General features: G+C 68.2%; 16 protein-coding genes. 6 read left to right on the top strand and 10 right to left on the bottom strand.

All coding sequences use genetic code 11. The annotated features are described in order from the left end of the window. Nucleotides 1-5: 5 nt before the first annotated feature. The gene (locus H1343_RS15740) at nucleotides 6-1,652 is read right to left on the bottom strand and encodes an amidohydrolase (protein WP_185983773.1); all 1,647 of its coding nucleotides are present in this window, start codon (nucleotides 1,650-1,652) and stop codon (nucleotides 6-8) included. A 254-nt stretch (nucleotides 1,653-1,906) separates the two neighbouring features. On the opposite strand from H1343_RS15740, the gene H1343_RS15735 reads away from it, so the two are divergent. Further along, entirely contained in the window at nucleotides 1,907-2,452 is a 546-nt protein-coding gene (locus H1343_RS15735; protein WP_246333635.1) for a cupin domain-containing protein, read from the top strand. Between the two features lie 17 nt (nucleotides 2,453-2,469). Here the strand turns inward: H1343_RS15735 and H1343_RS15730 are convergent, their stop codons facing one another. From H1343_RS15730 to H1343_RS15690, 9 genes are read right to left on the bottom strand one after another with little or no spacing between them, the layout of a single operon-like run. Then, nucleotides 2,470-3,111: a flavin reductase family protein gene (locus tag H1343_RS15730; RefSeq protein WP_185985710.1), complete on the bottom strand. Its 642-nt coding sequence runs from the start codon at nucleotides 3,109-3,111 to the stop codon at nucleotides 2,470-2,472. A gap of 20 nt (nucleotides 3,112-3,131) precedes the next feature. Continuing rightward, nucleotides 3,132-4,091: a LysR family transcriptional regulator gene (locus tag H1343_RS15725; protein ID WP_210270048.1), complete on the bottom strand. Its 960-nt coding sequence runs from the start codon at nucleotides 4,089-4,091 to the stop codon at nucleotides 3,132-3,134. Next, nucleotides 4,088-4,771, bottom strand: a complete 684-nt coding sequence (locus H1343_RS15720) for an aspartate/glutamate racemase family protein (RefSeq protein WP_185983772.1) — start codon at nucleotides 4,769-4,771, stop codon at nucleotides 4,088-4,090. The genes H1343_RS15725 and H1343_RS15720 overlap by 4 nt, the downstream gene beginning before the upstream one ends. Next, on the bottom strand, nucleotides 4,768-6,231 hold the full coding sequence (gene hydA, locus H1343_RS15715) for a dihydropyrimidinase (protein ID WP_185983771.1): 1,464 nt from the start codon (nucleotides 6,229-6,231) through the stop codon (nucleotides 4,768-4,770). The genes H1343_RS15720 and hydA overlap by 4 nt, the downstream gene beginning before the upstream one ends. A 22-nt stretch (nucleotides 6,232-6,253) precedes the next feature. Next, complete coding sequence (locus tag H1343_RS15710) at nucleotides 6,254-7,180, bottom strand: N-carbamoyl-D-amino-acid hydrolase (RefSeq protein WP_185983770.1); 927 nt, start codon at nucleotides 7,178-7,180, stop codon at nucleotides 6,254-6,256. Nucleotides 7,181-7,215: 35 nt separating this feature from the next. Then, nucleotides 7,216-7,881 (bottom strand): amino acid ABC transporter permease, encoded by a 666-nt coding sequence (locus H1343_RS15705; RefSeq protein WP_185983769.1) that lies wholly within the window; start codon nucleotides 7,879-7,881, stop codon nucleotides 7,216-7,218. A 12-nt stretch (nucleotides 7,882-7,893) separates the two neighbouring features. Next, nucleotides 7,894-8,565 carry an amino acid ABC transporter permease gene (locus tag H1343_RS15700; RefSeq protein WP_185983768.1) on the bottom strand — a complete coding sequence of 224 codons (672 nt, stop codon included), beginning with the start codon at nucleotides 8,563-8,565 and terminating at the stop codon, nucleotides 7,894-7,896. A 4-nt stretch (nucleotides 8,566-8,569) separates the two neighbouring features. Beyond that, the gene (locus H1343_RS15695; RefSeq protein ID WP_185983767.1) at nucleotides 8,570-9,322 is read right to left on the bottom strand and encodes an amino acid ABC transporter ATP-binding protein; all 753 of its coding nucleotides are present in this window, start codon (nucleotides 9,320-9,322) and stop codon (nucleotides 8,570-8,572) included. Nucleotides 9,323-9,344: 22 nt separating this feature from the next. Further along, the gene (locus tag H1343_RS15690; RefSeq protein WP_210270047.1) at nucleotides 9,345-10,199 is read right to left on the bottom strand and encodes a transporter substrate-binding domain-containing protein; all 855 of its coding nucleotides are present in this window, start codon (nucleotides 10,197-10,199) and stop codon (nucleotides 9,345-9,347) included. Between the two features lie 299 nt (nucleotides 10,200-10,498). Here H1343_RS15690 and H1343_RS15685 point away from each other — a divergent pair, with 299 nt between their 5' ends. The 5 genes from H1343_RS15685 to H1343_RS15665 all read left to right on the top strand — a co-directional run bounded on the left by H1343_RS15685 (nucleotide 10,499) and on the right by H1343_RS15665 (nucleotide 14,912). After that, a complete protein-coding gene (locus H1343_RS15685; RefSeq protein ID WP_185983766.1) occupies nucleotides 10,499-11,443 on the top strand; it encodes a dihydrodipicolinate synthase family protein in 945 nt (314 codons plus the stop codon). A gap of 4 nt (nucleotides 11,444-11,447) precedes the next feature. Continuing rightward, complete coding sequence (locus H1343_RS15680) at nucleotides 11,448-12,233, top strand: SDR family oxidoreductase (protein WP_185983765.1); 786 nt, start codon at nucleotides 11,448-11,450, stop codon at nucleotides 12,231-12,233. A 60-nt stretch (nucleotides 12,234-12,293) separates the two neighbouring features. Next, nucleotides 12,294-13,421, top strand: a complete 1,128-nt coding sequence (locus H1343_RS15675; RefSeq protein ID WP_185983764.1) for a class II histone deacetylase — start codon at nucleotides 12,294-12,296, stop codon at nucleotides 13,419-13,421. A 31-nt stretch (nucleotides 13,422-13,452) separates the two neighbouring features. Next, entirely contained in the window at nucleotides 13,453-13,923 is a 471-nt protein-coding gene (locus H1343_RS15670; RefSeq protein WP_185983763.1) for an Rrf2 family transcriptional regulator, read from the top strand. A gap of 101 nt (nucleotides 13,924-14,024) precedes the next feature. Continuing rightward, entirely contained in the window at nucleotides 14,025-14,912 is an 888-nt protein-coding gene (locus tag H1343_RS15665; protein ID WP_185983762.1) for an NAD(P)/FAD-dependent oxidoreductase, read from the top strand. Nucleotide 14,913: the final 1 nt, after the last annotated feature.

Here is a 14,913-nt window from a genome sequence, read left to right as displayed (position 1 = left end):
CGCCCCTACTGCGCGGCCTGGGCGAACTGCCCGAGCCGGTCGAAGACGATCTCGCCGCCCCGCACGGTCAGATCGCAGCGCACGTCGTGTTCCAGAACGGCGGGGTCGGCGGCGAAGATGTCCTGCGAGGCGACGCAGATGTCCGCGAGCTGGCCGGGAACGAGCCGGCTGACCTCGTTTTCGGCGAACTGGGTGTAGGCGCCGCAATAGGTGTAGGCGTGGATCGCCTGTTCCAGCGTGATCGCCTCGTCCGCGTTGATGACGGTGCCCTTGTTGGTGCGCCGCGTGACCATCGTGAAGAGGTTCTTGAACGGGTCGGTCGTCGAGACCGGCGCGTCGGACGAGGCGGCGGGGTGCTGACCTTCGGCGAGCCAGGTGCGCATCGGGTAGGACGCGAAGGCACGTTCCTCGCCGACGCAGTCGACATAGAGATCGCCGAACTCGTAGACGAAGACGGGCTGCGGCACTGGCTCGATGCCGGCCGCGACCATCCGGGTGCGTTGCCCGGGCGTCAGGAAGCCGCAATGCTCAATGCGGTGGCGCCGCCCGGCGATCGGGTTCTCCTCGCTGTCCGCCGCCTCGATGCCGGAAAGCACCTGCTCGATCGCCGCATCGCCGATCGCGTGGATCGCAAGCTGATAACCTTGCTCATGATATTGTTTGAGCCGGCCGTGCATTTCGTCATCGGAGAAGCAGAAGATGCCGTAATTGTCCGGGTCGCCGGAGGCGTAGGGCTGCGACATCGCAGCCGTCAGCCCGCCCGCGCTGCCGTCGCCGAAGACCTTCATCGCGCCGTAGCGCAGAAGGCCATTCTCGCGGCCGAAACGGTAGCCGCCGGCATAAGCGGGCTCGGCGATGCCGTCCGGGTTGCCGTAGACACACACCCACGTCCGCACGGGAAGGCGGCCGGTGGAGGCGGCTTCTTCGTAGGCGGCGATCTCGTCCATGCCGGCATACATGCCGACGGCGGCGTCCATCACGCTGGTGAAGCCCTGGCTCAGCATGTGCTCGCCGGCGCGCTCGATCGCCTCGATCAGCGTCGCGACGTCGGGCTTGGGCTGCACGTCGATGACGAGGCGCTGCGCGCGCTCGGCCAGGAGCCCCGTCAGCTTGTTGTCGCGCCTCTCGATCATTCCGCCATCGGGCACCGGCGTGTTGTGGCCGATGCCGGCCTCGCGCATCGCCAGCGTGTTCACGACCGAGACGTGGCCGCAGGTGCGCTTGATCGACACCGGGTTGTTCGGGGCGGCGCGATCGAGCTCCTCGGCCGTCGGGTGGCGCTTCTCGGCCAGCTCGTTGTGGTCGTAGCCGCGGCCGAGGACCCATTCGCCGGGCGCCTTGCCCTTGGCGGCCTCCGCCACCCGGCGCAGCACCTCATCGATCGAGCGCGCGCCTGTCTCCGGCCGCAGGTTGATCTCGGAGAGGCCGAGGCCGAAGGGCAGGAGATGCATGTGAGCATCGTTCAGGCCCGGCATGGCGGCGCGGCCCGCCAGATCGACATGGGCCGTGGTCGGGCCCCCGAGCGCCGCAATCTCCTCGGCGGTGCCGACGGCCAACACACGGCCGTCCTTCACGGCCAGCGCCTCGGCGAAGCCTTCTGCCAGCCCGCAGAAGATCGGGCCACCGGACAGGATCAGATCGGCTTGACTCATGGTCGCTCCCGTAGCTTCCCCGGTCAGGCCGGGTTAGAACAAAAGTGGCTCGCTCGTCCGCTCAAAAGGGAGCCTAGCGAAGGTCAGGATATTGAGCAATACTTCTCGAGAGCAGTTTTTGAGCGTGTGCAAAAGGTGTGCGTGATGGGGGCGGCGTGAGCATTTCGAGGGCGACCGAGACGGAGTCCGAGACCGAGGCGCGGGACGAGGCCGAGACCGGCGATTCCTTCGATGTCGGTTCCCGGCTTCGGGAAATCCGGGCGCAGCACGGGCTGACGCAGCGCGAACTGGCAACGCGGGCGGGCGTCGCCCACGGGCTGATCTCGATGATCGAGCAGAACCGGTCGAGCCCGTCCGTCGCCTCGCTGCGCCGCATCCTCGGTGGCATCGGCATGACGATGGCGGACTTCTTCGAGCCGGACCGGCCGCAGGACACCAAGGTCGTGTTCCGGCCGAGCGAACTCATCGACCTGACCTCGCAGCTCTACCGGCTAAACGGCGGCAACAAGGTCGGCAAGATCTCGCTGCGCCAGGTCGGTCACGCCCGCTCGCACAACCTGCAGATCCTGCACGAGCACTACGAGCCGGGCGCGGACACCGGGCCGACCATGCTGGAGCACGCCTCGCACGAGGGCGGCGTCGTCATCTCGGGCGAACTGGAGCTGACGGTCGGCGATCAGGTCCAGATCCTGAAGGCGGGAGACGCCTATCTCTTCGACAGCCGCACGCCGCACCGTTTCCGCAATGTCCACGACCGCCCCTGCGAGGTCGTGAGCGCCTGCTCCCCGCCCTACCTCTGAGCGGGCGGACGGATCGCTCAAAGGTCGTCGCTTCCGAACTGCGCGTAGGAGCGCCGCTCCAGTGTCAGGCGATCCTTCTGGCGGGCGTAGAGATTGCCGAAAAGCCGGCCGAGCGGATGGTAGCGTTCCACGTCGACGCGCAGCGTCTTCCGGTCGATCAGCCCCGGCGCGGCGTGGAGATGCAGGACCTCGCCCACGAGAAGCTCGCGCCCTGGCCCGAATGACAGGATCGTGTGGCGCCGGCATTCCAGCGCGAAAGGCGCGCGGGCGATGCGGCCGGGCGCAACGGCGGTGGAGGCTGTGATCGCCAGCCCGACCATCTTGGGTTCACCGATCTCCGGCGGGAAGTCGACCGCGCAGTCGTTCATCGCCTCGCCCAGTGCCTCGTCGACCAGATTGACGACGAATTCCCCGTTATCGCGCACGTTGCGCGTCGTATCCTTGTGCGAGCCGTCCGGGTTCGCCTGAAGGCCGAGGATCACCAGGGGCGGCGTCTCGGAGAAGACGTTGAAGAAGGAGAACGGCGCCGCGTTCGTCACGCCGCCCGCGCCGAGTGTGGTGACGAGGGCGATCGGCCGGGGCACGACGACGCCGCACAGAAGCTTGTAGCGCTCCGGGCCGGTGAGGGCGTCCATCGCGGTTTCGAAGGCGCCGGCCATCGGGTGCGCGGCTTGGTCGGTCATCGAACGGTCTCCGGCAGGGCTTGGCCGTCGTCGGCCTCGAAAGCCTTGAGGACGCTGCGCAGCTGCGTGACGTAGGCCTGAACAAGACGCGAGCGCGGAACGCCGCGGCGCGAGAGGATCGCGACGGGCACCGGGCAGGCCGGGGCGAAGGGCCTGACGATCTGCGAGGGCGCGCGCAACGTCGCCGTGAACGGGTCGACGATGGTGGCGGCGCTCACCGCCTGCGACAGGACCGCCGCCGTCGAGCAGTAGCGCACCTCGACGCGGGGTTCGTAGGGGCTCCTCTCGCGGCGGAAGACGGAGCGCACGGCGCTCCCGAGCCGCGATTCGGCCTCCAGTCCGATCAGGTCGTGGCCGGCCAGCGCCGAGGCGTCGACACGTGCCCGGTCGGCCAGAGCGTGCGTGGCCGGCATCAGGCAGACCATCTCGACGCGCGCCACCGTCTCGACGTTGAGGGCGGGATGGCTGTCGAAGCCGAGGCCGAGCCCGAGGTCCACCGAACCGTTCTGAACCGCCTCCACGACGTGTTCGAGCCGCCGCACGTCGTATGAGACGGTGACGTCCGGTCGGCTTTCCAGAAGCGCGCCGAGCGCGGTTGCCGCCACGGTGTGGCCGAGCGGCGGCGTGGAGAGGATGCGCAGGCGGCCCGAATGGCCGAGGCGGATGGCGCGGGCGCGCGCCTCGAAGCCGCGCAGGATCGGGAAGACGGGCTGCACCTCCTGGAAGAGCTGGAAGGCCTCTTCGGTCGGCTGGAGTCGGCGGTGCAGGCGCTCGAAGAGGTTGACGCCCAGCTTCTCCTCGAGCTGGCGGATGCCGTTCGAGACCGCAGGCTGGGAAATCCTGAGGCGTTCGGCCGCCTCCTTGGTGGTGGCCCCGCCCATCAACTCGCCGAAGATCGCAAGGAGGCGCAGCGGGATGTCGCCCGCGCTCTCGCTCGCCGGCTCCTCGGCGCTCAAGCCGTCCCCGCCACGAGCATTCCGAGCGCCATCGCGACGGCGGCCTGCGTGGGATCAATGACGGCGAGGCCGAGCTCGGCCTCGAGCCGCGCGCGGTGCCCCGACATGCCCGCGCAGCCGAGGACGACGGCGCCGGCACCCATGGCCGCGAGCGCGCTTCCCGCCTCCATCAGAAGCGCAAATGAGCGCTCGCCGCGACCGCTTTCCGCGACGCTCATCGGCTGCGAGAGCGCGACCTCGCCGGCGAGGCGCCCGTCGACGCCGAGCCGGCGCAGATGACGAAGGTGACGCGGGATCGACCCTTGCGCGACGGCGATGACGCCGAAGAGGTCCGCCCGCGCCATGGCGGTGAGGACGCCGGCGTCCTGGATGCCGATCACAGGCACGCGTGTGAGGGACCGCGCGAGATCGACGCCAGGCTGCGAATAGCAGGCGCTGATCAGCGCCCCGGCGTCCGGCCGGGACGCGGCGTACTCGCCGAAGCGCAGAGCCGCTTCCTGCACGTCGCGCTCCGTGACGATGCCGATCGGCCCGTCCTCGAAGGTCACGCATTCGACGGCCGGGCCGCCCGGACGCCGAAAGCCCTCCAGCGCCTGCGAGAGCGCCTCGGTTACAGCCGCGTCGCTGTTCGGATTGACGACGACGATCGGTCGGAGGGCGGGGCCCGTCGACGCGCTCATGGAGCGATCTCCGTGCCATAAGCGCGCGCGGCGGCGAATTCGGGCGCGACATGTCCCCGTGCCGCGCTGCGCCCCGAGGGCTTGCGGGCGACGAAGCGTCCGCGCCCCCGCTTGGCCTTCAGCTCACCGTCCGCGACGACGATCTCGCCGCGGTTGATCACCGTCTCGGGTACGCCGGTCAGTTCCATGCCTTCGAAGGGCGTGTAGTCCATCGCATCGTGCTGGTCCTCGAGGCGCATCGTGCGGCGGGTCTCCGGATTCCAGATCGCGATGTCGGCGTCGAAGCCGGGCATCAGCGAGCCCTTGGTGTCGAGCCCGAAGACGCGTGCGGCGTTCGACGACGACAGCGCGACGAACTGCTGCAGCGTGATGCGGCCCTCCGCGACGCCTTCCGAGAACAGGTAGGGCAGGCGCGCGGCGATGCCGGGCATGCCGTTGGCGATCTTGGGATAGGGCGCGTCGAGCCCGTTCAGGAACTTGCCGCCCTCGTCGAAGCGATAGGGCGCGTGGTCTGAGGACACGCTGTCGAAGGTGCCGGCGGCCACATGGTCCCAGAGCGCCTCCCGCGTCGCCTCGTCCCGCAGCGGCGGGGAGCAGATGTATTTCGCGCCCTCCCGGCCCGGCCGGTCCAGGTCGGCCCGCGTCAGCGCGAGATATTGCGGGCAGGTCTCCGAAAAGAGGCGCGTGCCGCTCGCGCGTTCGCGCGCGACGATCGCCGCGCCGCCGCGCGTCGAGACGTGGACGACGAAGAGCGGCGCGTCGACCAGCTTGGCAAGGCACACGGCGCGGTGGATCGCCTCTTCCTCGGCCAGCTCGGGCCGGCTGACCGCGTGGTATTTCGGCTCGATCGCGCCGGCCGCCGCAAGGCGCGCGTTCATCCATTTGACCATGTCGTTGTTCTCGGCATGGACCATGGTCAGCGCGCCGTGGGTCTTCGCCACGGTCAGGATGTCGAGAAGGCCGGCATCGCCGACATTCATCAGGTCGTAGGTCATGAAGACCTTGAAGGAGGTGATGCCGCGCTCGAAGGCGCGCGGCAGCTCATCGCGCAGGACGGTCGGCGTCGGGTCGGAGACGATCAGATGGTAGGAATAGTCGAGGACAGAGTTGGGTGCCGCGCGTCCGTCATAGGTCTCGATGACCTCGGCGATGGTCTGGCCCCGGTGCTGCGCGGCGAAGGGCACGAAGCAGGCATTGCCGCCGAAGGCCGCCGAGACCGAGCCCGTATAGTAGTCGTCGGCGCTCAACACGCCGGACGAGCTTTCCTGCGCGATGTGGCAATGCGCCTCGATGCCGCCCGGCATCACGAGGCGTCCCCCTGCGTCGAGGCGGCGCGCCCCGCCTTCGATGCGCTCGGCGATGGCCGCGATCCGCCCGTCGCGGATGGCGATGTCACCGGCGAAGGTCTCGGCGGCGGTCACGAGCGTGCCGCCGTGGATGACGGTATCGAACTCGCTCATCGGCATATCCTCCCTGCTCGCCTCAGACCTCGACGACCGCGCCGGTCTGCGAGGTGATGCGGCCATAATGCTCCACGCGGCGGTGGCGCGCGAAGTCGAAGATCGTCTCCTTGCCGAAGGCGCATTCGCGGAAGTCGCAGGGCGCCACGATCAGCTCGTCCTCCTCGCTCGTCGCCTTGGCGAGAATGAAGCCGTTGGGATCGACGATGATCGAGCCGCCCATCAGCGGGTGTCCGTCCTCGACGCCCGCCTTGGCGATGCCGGCGACGAAGGTGGCGTTCTGGTAGGCGCCGGCCTGCAGCGAGAGCTCCGAGTGGAAGAGGCGCTTCTCGACGCCCTCGTCGCTCATCTGGCTGTTCACCGAAGGGGTGTTGTAGCCGAGGGTCACGAGTTCGACGCCCTGCAGGCCCATGACGCGGTAGGTCTCGGGCCAGCGCCGGTCGTTGCAGATCGCCATACCCATCACGACGCCCTCGTTGCGCCAGACCGGGAAGCCGAGGTCGCCAGGTTCGAAATAGCGTTTCTCCAGATGCTGGAAGGCGCGCTCCGTGTCGTATTCGACATGGCCCGGCAGGTGGATCTTTCGGTACTTGCCGACGATCTCGGCCTTGCGGTTGGTCAGGATCGAGGTGTTGAAATGATGCCCGTCCGGCGTCAGCTCCGCGTAGCCGAAGGTCATCGCGATGCCGAGTTCGCGGGCTTTCTCGAACAGGGGCGCGGTGTCGGGGCCCGGCATCTCGCGCTCGAACCAGAGGTCGACCTCCGCTTGGTCCTCCATGTACCAGCGCGGGAAGAAGGTGGTCAGCGCCAGCTCCGGATAGACGAGCATCTCGACGCCCTTTGACGCGGCCTCCTCCATCAGCGCGATCATGCGGGCGACGACGGCCTTGCGGCTGTCGGCCCTCTGGATGGCGCCCATCTGGGCGCCGCCGACGACGAGTTGGGTCATGGGTCTGTCCTGTTCCCTTGCGAGGATGCGGCGCCTCAGATGGCGAGGCGGCGCTGATAGCGGCTGACGAGGCGTACGAGCGGCCACAGAAGCACGAGATAGATGAGCGCCGCCGCCACCAGCGGCGAGGCGTTGTAGGTGATCGAGCGCGCCATGTTCGCCGCGTAGAGAAGCTCGGCGAGCGAGACGACGGAGGCGAGCGAGGTGAGCTTCACGACCTCGATCGTGTTCGACAGGAGGTCCGGCAGGACGTTGCGCACCGCCTGCGGCAGCACGACGAAGGCGAGCGTCTGCGTTTCGGAGAGCCCCGTCGCGCGGGCCGCCTCGCGCTGCCCCGCCGGCACGGAGAGAAGCCCGGCGCGGTAGACCTCGCCGTAATAGGACGAGTTGTTGAGGAGGAAGGCCAGCACCACGGCCGCGAAGGGCGAAAGCTCGACGCCGGCGAAGGGCAGCCCGGAATAGACGAAGACGAGAAGGACGAGCGGCGGCAGCGCCCGGAAGACGTCGACATAGACGAGGGCGGGAAGCCGGACCCAGCGGTGCGCGGACAGGCTGGCGAGGGCGACGAAGAGCCCGCCGACGAGCCCGAGCCCGACGACCGCGACGCAGAGCTGCGCGGTCATCCACAGGCCCTGCGCGAGCAGCGGAGCGGCGCGCCACATCACCTCGACATTGAAGAACTGCTGGATCACGTCGTCCATCGATCCACTCCCTCAGCTCTTCCACGCGAGGCGGCGTTCGAGGAGCCGCGCGCCGACGGTGACCGGCAGGAAAACGATCAGATAGGCGATCGCGGCCATCGCGAGCGGCGTTGCCGAGCCCGAAAGGCTCTGGGCGGCACTCGCCGCGCCGAGGATTTCCTGCACGCCGACGACCGAGCCGAGCGCGGTCATCTTCGAGATGGCGAGAATGCGGTTGACGAGCGGCGGGGTGGCGAGGCGCACGGCCTGCGGCAGCGCCACGAAGAGGAGCGTCGAGGGAAAGGACAGGCCCGTCGCGCTTCCCGCCTCCCACTGGCCGCGCGGAATGGATGTGAAACCGGCCCAGAACGCCTCTTCCGCGAAGGCTGCGAGCGTCAGCGCGAGGACAACGAAGACCACCATCGGCCCCGACAGGCGGATGCCGACGCCAGGCAGGCCGAAATAGAACAGAAGGATGACGACGAGCGGCGGCAGCGCGCGGCCGATATCGGCGAAGGCCACGATGAGGAGATTGACGACGGGCAGGCGGAAGGTCCGCAGCATGGCCAGCGCCAGGCCGAGAAGCGTGCCGGCCACGGTGACGGCGACCGCGAGCTGGATCGTGATCCACGCGCCCTCGATGACGGCGGGCGTGTACCTTGCGATCGTCGCCGGGTTGAAGAAGGTGTCGAGGAAGCGCTCCACCGGCCTACTCCGCGCGCACGCCGCCGAGGCGCTGGAGGAATGCTCTCGTGCGCTCCATCTTCGGCGCGCCGAACACGGCCTCGGGCGGGCCCTGTTCGACGATCACGCCGCCATCCATGAAGACGACGCGGTCGGCCGCTTCGCGCGCGAAAGCCATCTCGTGGGTGACGACCAGCATGGTCATGCCGCGTGTCTTCAACTCGCGCATGACGGCCAGCACCGAGCCGACGAGTTCGGGGTCGAGCGCCGAGGTCGGCTCGTCGAAGAGCATCACCGTCGGGTCGAGGGCCAGCGCGCGGGCGATAGCGACGCGCTGCTGCTGTCCGCCCGAAAGTTCGGCCGGGTAGGCCCTTTCCTTCTCGGCGAGCCCCACCATCGCCAGCATTTCGCGTGCCTTGGCCACGGCCGCCTCGCGCGTTCGTCCAAGCGCTTTTCGCTGCGCGAGTGTGACGTTCCCCATCACATCGAGATGCGGGTAGAGGTTGAAGCTCTGGAACACCATTCCGGTGCGCGCGCGCATCCTCTGCAGGTCTCGCGCCGAGCCGCCGTGGATGTTGCGCCCCTCGATCACGATGTCGCCGCCCGTCGGCTCCTCCAGCCTGTTGCAACAGCGCAGGAGCGTCGACTTGCCAGAGCCGGACGGCCCGATCAGGCAGACGAGTTCGCCCGGCGCCACCGCCAGCGAGATGTCGCGCAGAACCTGCGCCTTGCCGAAGCTCTTCGACAGCGAGACGATTTCGAGGGCGGGGCGAGGCATCGTCGCGCGATCCTGCCGCCCGTTACGAGAGGTTGTCGCAGGAGGGCTGGTGGTCGTCCTCGACATAGCCGGGGAATCCCGGCACGCCGTAGCCCGGCGTCGGGGTGACGATGGTCGTGCCCTCGGTCGGCGTGACGCCGAACCACTTCTCCGACAACTCGGCCATGGAGCCGTCAATCTTCAGGCACTCGATGGCGCGATCGACGAGGTTGCGCATCTCCTCGCTGTCCTGCCGGAAGGACAGAGCCCAGACGAGGCCAGTCTCGATCTCGTAGGAGAGGGCGAGGCCCGGCGTCTGCTGCGCGGCCCAGGCGGCAACCGTGGCGCCGGCGAGGTTGGCGTCCGCGCGGCCGGCAAGAACGGCCTGCACGGCGTCCGTGTTGGTGCCGAACGCCTCGACCGTCCAGCCGTATTCGGCGGCATTCTCGGCAAGATAGCTGTCATAGGCCGAACCGCGATTGACGGCGATGGTCTTGCCGCGGAAGTCGTCCAGCGTCTCATACTCGCCCGCGCTCGCATCCGGCACGACGAAGGCGAAGTTGGTGTCCATGAAGCCTTCGGTGAAGAGAAGGTTCGCGGCGCGCTCCTCGTTCACCGTGACGGGCGCGGAGAGGAAGTCGTAGGTGCCGGCCTGCAGTGCCGGGATGAGACCGGAGAACTGCGCGGCCGTCACCTCGACCTCGCGGCCGAGGCGCTCGCCGATCAGGGCGGCGAGATCGACGTTGAAACCCTCGACGCCGCCGCTCATCGTCGGCATCGCATGCGGGGCGAAGGTGCCGTCGAGCGCGGTGCGCAGCGCTTCCTGCGCCGGTGCGCCGGCGGTGGTGGCCATCACGGCCAATGCGGCAAGGGAAGACGAAAGACGAAGGCGCATCATGAAGGTCTCCATCGAAAAACCGTGCCTGCTCTAAAAATGAACAAGTGCAGGAGATGGGCATTAGTGCATGACGTCTGACGCGGCGCAATATTCGAAAGGCCACGTAATTTGGATCGAATGATCAGAAATTCATATACGAGCGCATAAGGCTCTGGGGAGCCTGAGGGTCTGGGAAATGCGAGCCTCTGCGGAAGGACGCCCCGCGCTTGCCAGCCTTTCCACCATCACCTACTCACCGATGGGGAAGGCCCGCCTACAGCAGCGGGTGCCGAATTTGCCTGACGAGGAGGAAGAGACTCATGAGTGCGCCGCGCATCGACGAGACCACCAGAGGCGTCTACGTCATCTCGCCCACGCCCTTCGGCGAAGATGGGTCGCTCGACCTCCAAAGCGTCGACACGCTTGTGGATTTTTACGTCGAGAAGGGCGCGACCGGCTTCACGATCCTCGGCATTCTAGGCGAGGCGACGAAGTTGACGCCGGCCGAATCGACGCAATTTCTGGAGCGCTATCTTTCGCGCCTTAGCGGCACGAAGCCAGTGATCGTCGGCGCCAGCAACCCCGGCACGGACAACCTCGTACGCTTCGCCAGGGACGCAATGGACAAGGGCGCGGCGGGCGTCATGGTCGCGCCGATCCCCGGCCTGAAGACCGACGACCAGGTCTACGGCTACTTCGAGACGGTGCTTTCGCGCCTTGAGGGCATCCCGGTCTGCTACCAGGATTATCCGCAGACGACCGGCGTCTCGACCTCGGTTGCGGTCCTGCACCGGCTGATCGACGATTTCCCCAACCTCGTGATGCTGAAGCACGAGGAATCGCCGGGCCTGACCAAGATCACGAAGCTGCGCGAGCGCTCGGATGCCGGCAAGGGGCGTCGCGTCTCGATCCTCGTCGGCAATGGCGGCCTGCACCTGCCGCAGGAGCTGCGGCGCGGCGTCGACGGCGCGATGACCGGTTTCGCCTATCCGGAGATGCTGGTCGGCGTGTGCGAACGCTTTGAGGCCGGCGACAACGAGGAGGCGGAGGATCTGTTCGACCTCTATCTCCCGATCCTGCGCCACGAGCAGCAGCTCGGCTTTGGTTTTGCCGTGCGCAAGGAAATCCTGCGCCGGCGCGGCGCGATCGCCACCGCCCATGTGCGCCATCCGGGCCCCAAGCTAGCAGCGCGCGACCTCCAGGAGCTCGACGAGCTGATGGGCCGCCTCGATGCCAAGCTTCTCGACACCAAGCTGAAGGGCTGACCTCATGGATCTCGGACTGAACGGCAAGCGCGCCCTTGTCTTCGGCGCCACACGCGGTATCGGCGCCGCCATCGCCCGCACCCTCAACGAAGAGGGCGCGCATGTCGTCCTCGCCGGACGCGACGCCGAGCGCACGAAGGCGGCTGCCGATGCCATGACGGGACCGGGTGGCGCTTCCACTCTCCTTGTCGATCTCGCCGACCCGGCCAGCGTCTCCGCGGCGCTCGAAACACTCGGGCAGAGCGGCGCGACCGACATCGACATCCTCGTCAACAATGGCGGCGGCCCGCGTCCCGGCTCGGTGCTGGAAGTCTCCGGCGAGGAATGGACGAGGAGCTTCGAGACGATGGTGAACGCCACCTTCGCCATCACCGCACGCCTCGTGCCTGCGATGCGCGCGCGGGGGTGGGGGCGGGTCGTCAATGTCGTCTCGTCCGGCGTCCAGCAGCCGATCCCCAATCTCGGCATGTCGAACGCGCTGCGCGCCTCGATCGTCGGCTACGCCAAGACGCTGGCCGACGAGGTTGCGGGCGACGGCGTGACGGTGAATTCGGTGCTGCCGGGGCGGATCGCGACCGACCGTCTCGCCCAGCTCGACGCGGCGGCGGCGAGCCGCACGGGGCAGGACATCGAAGCCGTGCGCAAGGCCTCGCGCGGGCAGATCCCGGCCGGCCGCTACGGCGAGCCGCAGGAGTTCGCCGATGTCGTGGCCTTCCTCGCCAGCGAGCGCGCCAGCTACGTCACCGGCTCGCAGATCCGCATCGACGGCGGGCTGATCCGGGGGCACTGAGGCTCGACAGCGCGGTACTGCGCGTCGCACACTCCTCAAGGAAACAAAGGAAGGGGCGGCATGACGACGGGCTTCTGGTGGGACGAGCGCTGCTTCTGGCACACGGGCGGCAACTACACGTTTCTCCTGCCCGTCGGCGGTCTCGTCCAGCCCTTGGCGAGCGGTGGCCTGCCGGAGAGCCCGGAGACCAAGCGGCGGCTCAAGAACCTTCTCGAAGCCACCGGGCTGATCGGCGAGCTGGCCGTCTCCTCCGCGCCGCCCGCCAGCGACGACGATCTCCTGCGCGTTCATCCGGCCGACTATCTGGAGCGGTTCCGCGAGATGAGCGCCGCGGGCGGCGGCGAACTCGGCGAGCGCACGCCCTTCGGCCCCGGTGGCTACGACATCGCCGCGCTTTCGGCGGGGCTTGCCAAGGAGGCCGTCCTCGCCGTGCTCGACGGGCGGCAGACCAACGCATACGCGCTCTCGCGCCCGCCCGGCCATCACTGCACGCGCGACACGCCGATGGGCTTCTGCCTCCTCGCCAACATTGCGATTGCCGTCGAAGCGGCGCTTGGCGCCGGCAAGGCGAAGCGCGTGGCGGTGGTGGACTGGGATGTCCATCACGGCAACGGCACGGAAGCGATCTTCTACGATCGGCCGGATGTCCTGACGATCTCGCTGCATCAGGATCGCAACTATCCGCTGAATTCGGGCGGCGCCGACGATCGCGGCGAGGGGGGCGGCGAGGGCTTCAATGTCAACGTGCCGCTGGCGCCGGGCGCCGGCCACGAGGCCTATCTCCACGCGATGGAGCGCATCGTCCTGCCGGCGCTCGACGCCTATCGGCCGGACATCGTGATCGTCGCCTGCGGCTACGACGCTTCGGGCGTCGACCCGCTGTCGCGCATGCTGGCATCGTCGAAGACCTTCGCGCGGATGGCGCAGATGGTGAAGGAGCGGGCCGAAGCCCTGTGCGGCGGCCGGCTCGTCCTCGTCCACGAGGGCGGCTACTCGGAGGCGCATGTGCCCTTCTGCGGCCATGCCGTGCTGGAGGTGCTTTCGGGCAGCGCGATCCACGCCGAGGATCCGCTGACTCGCCGGCTCGACGGGCAGCAACCTTCGGAGCGGCTGAACGCGGTCTATCGCGGCATGATCGACGAGATGGCAGGCGCGATCGATTTTCGCCGGTTCGCCGCCGACGCTTGACGGCCGGAGTGCGCGAGGACACCTCGGAGCCATGAGAACCGACAGCCGCCTGTCCGGCGTCCTCCACGTTCTGCTTCATCTGGCCGACCGGAAGGAACCTGTCACCTCGGAGAGGCTGGCGCTCGCCATGCAGACAAACCCGGTGGTCGTGCGCCGCATCATGGCGGGCCTGCGCGAACGCGGCTACGTCGCGGCTGGCAAAGGGCCTGGCGGCGGCTGGTCGATCGCCTGCGACTTCTCCCGCGTCACCCTCCTCGACATCTACCGAGCCGTCGGCGAGCCGCGGCTTCTGGCGATCGGCAACCGCGTGGAAGCACCGGAATGCCTTGTCGAGCAGGCAGTGAACACCACGCTCGACGGTGCCTTCGACGCGGCCGAAGCCCTTCTCCTCGAACGTTTCGGCGAGGTCACGCTGGAAGAGCTTCTGGCCGATGCACGCCGCAAGCTCGGCGCCGGAGGTGGAGCCGCCGATCTCGAAAAGGTCCATGCGCCGACGCGCTGAAACTGATCTGCCAATCTGCCCCCGCGCGCCACCGCCGCTTGATCGGCGGTCCAATAAGTAACATATGAAGTTACCTAACTGGACTTTGTAGGAGAGCGCAGATGCATGACGCGATCATCGTGGGAGGCGGCTTCGCCGGACTGGCCGCCGCGACCTATCTCGGACGGGCGCGGGCCGACGTGCTGGTTTTCGACACCGGCGCCCCGCGCAACCGCTTCGCGCAGACTTCGCATGGCTTTCTCGGCCACGACGGAAAGCCGCCGCTGGCCATCCTCGCTGCCGCGCGCGAACAGCTCGCGAGTTATCCGACGGTCGCGCTCTCGACCAGCAACGCCATCGAGGCCGGAACGACTGAAGGCGGATTCTTCGTGCGCGCGGCCGATGGGACGGAAGCAACGGCACGGCGTCTCATCCTTGCCTTCGGCCTTAACGATACGCTGCCGCAGGTGCCGGGTCTTGCAGAGCGCTGGGGTCGAAGCGTGATCCATTGCCCCTATTGCCACGGCTTCGAGTTCTCCGATCGCGAATTGGGCGTCCTTTACAGCGCACCCGGATCGCTTCACCAGGCGCGGATCGTGCGTGAATGGGGCCCGGTGACACTCTTTCTCAACGGCCATCCCATCGACGACGCGGAACGCGCGGCCCTTGCCGCGCTCGGCATCGCGATCGAGCCTGAGCCTGTCGTTGCTCTCGGGGGCGCGGATCGGTCCCTCGAAGCAGTGCGGCTCGAAGGCCGGACGGTGCCGATCGACGCGCTCTACGTCGCACCGCGTTCCACGCTCTCGAGCCCGCTTGCCGCGCAACTCGGCTGCATCGTCGACGAGGGGCCGATGGGGCCGGTGATCCGTACCGACGCCGACCGGATGACGACGGTGTCCGGCGTCTTCGCGGCCGGTGACATCGCGCGCGCCCCGCACAGTGTGAGCTGGGCTGTCGCCGACGGCGTCACCGCCGGTACGGCCGCTCACCGCAGCCTCGTTTTCGGTTGAT

The organism is Aureimonas mangrovi (genome assembly GCF_014058705.1).
In the GTDB taxonomy this organism is placed as follows: Bacteria; Pseudomonadota; Alphaproteobacteria; order Rhizobiales; family Rhizobiaceae; genus Aureimonas; species Aureimonas mangrovi.
This window is presented reverse-complemented; position numbering and strand designations above follow the sequence as displayed.

What these genes read in the sequence shown, in the direction of transcription:
- H1343_RS15740 (WP_185983773.1), bottom strand. Translation starts at nt 1,652, where the DNA reads ATGAGTCAAGCCGATCTGATCCTGTCCGGTGGCCCGATCTTCTGCGGG.
- H1343_RS15730 (WP_185985710.1), bottom strand. Translation starts at nt 3,111, where the DNA reads ATGGCCGGCGCCTTCGAAACCGCGATGGACGCCCTCACCGGCCCGGAG.
- H1343_RS15720 (WP_185983772.1), bottom strand. Translation starts at nt 4,771, where the DNA reads ATGAGCGCGTCGACGGGCCCCGCCCTCCGACCGATCGTCGTCGTCAAT.
- hydA (WP_185983771.1), bottom strand. Translation starts at nt 6,231, where the DNA reads ATGAGCGAGTTCGATACCGTCATCCACGGCGGCACGCTCGTGACCGCC.
- H1343_RS15710 (WP_185983770.1), bottom strand. Translation starts at nt 7,180, where the DNA reads ATGACCCAACTCGTCGTCGGCGGCGCCCAGATGGGCGCCATCCAGAGG.
- H1343_RS15705 (WP_185983769.1), bottom strand. Translation starts at nt 7,881, where the DNA reads ATGGACGACGTGATCCAGCAGTTCTTCAATGTCGAGGTGATGTGGCGC.
- H1343_RS15695 (WP_185983767.1), bottom strand. Translation starts at nt 9,322, where the DNA reads ATGCCTCGCCCCGCCCTCGAAATCGTCTCGCTGTCGAAGAGCTTCGGC.
- H1343_RS15690 (WP_210270047.1), bottom strand. Translation starts at nt 10,199, where the DNA reads ATGATGCGCCTTCGTCTTTCGTCTTCCCTTGCCGCATTGGCCGTGATG.
- H1343_RS15685 (WP_185983766.1), top strand. Translation starts at nt 10,499, where the DNA reads ATGAGTGCGCCGCGCATCGACGAGACCACCAGAGGCGTCTACGTCATC.
- H1343_RS15680 (WP_185983765.1), top strand. Translation starts at nt 11,448, where the DNA reads ATGGATCTCGGACTGAACGGCAAGCGCGCCCTTGTCTTCGGCGCCACA.
- H1343_RS15675 (WP_185983764.1), top strand. Translation starts at nt 12,294, where the DNA reads ATGACGACGGGCTTCTGGTGGGACGAGCGCTGCTTCTGGCACACGGGC.
- H1343_RS15670 (WP_185983763.1), top strand. Translation starts at nt 13,453, where the DNA reads ATGAGAACCGACAGCCGCCTGTCCGGCGTCCTCCACGTTCTGCTTCAT.
- H1343_RS15665 (WP_185983762.1), top strand. Translation starts at nt 14,025, where the DNA reads ATGCATGACGCGATCATCGTGGGAGGCGGCTTCGCCGGACTGGCCGCC.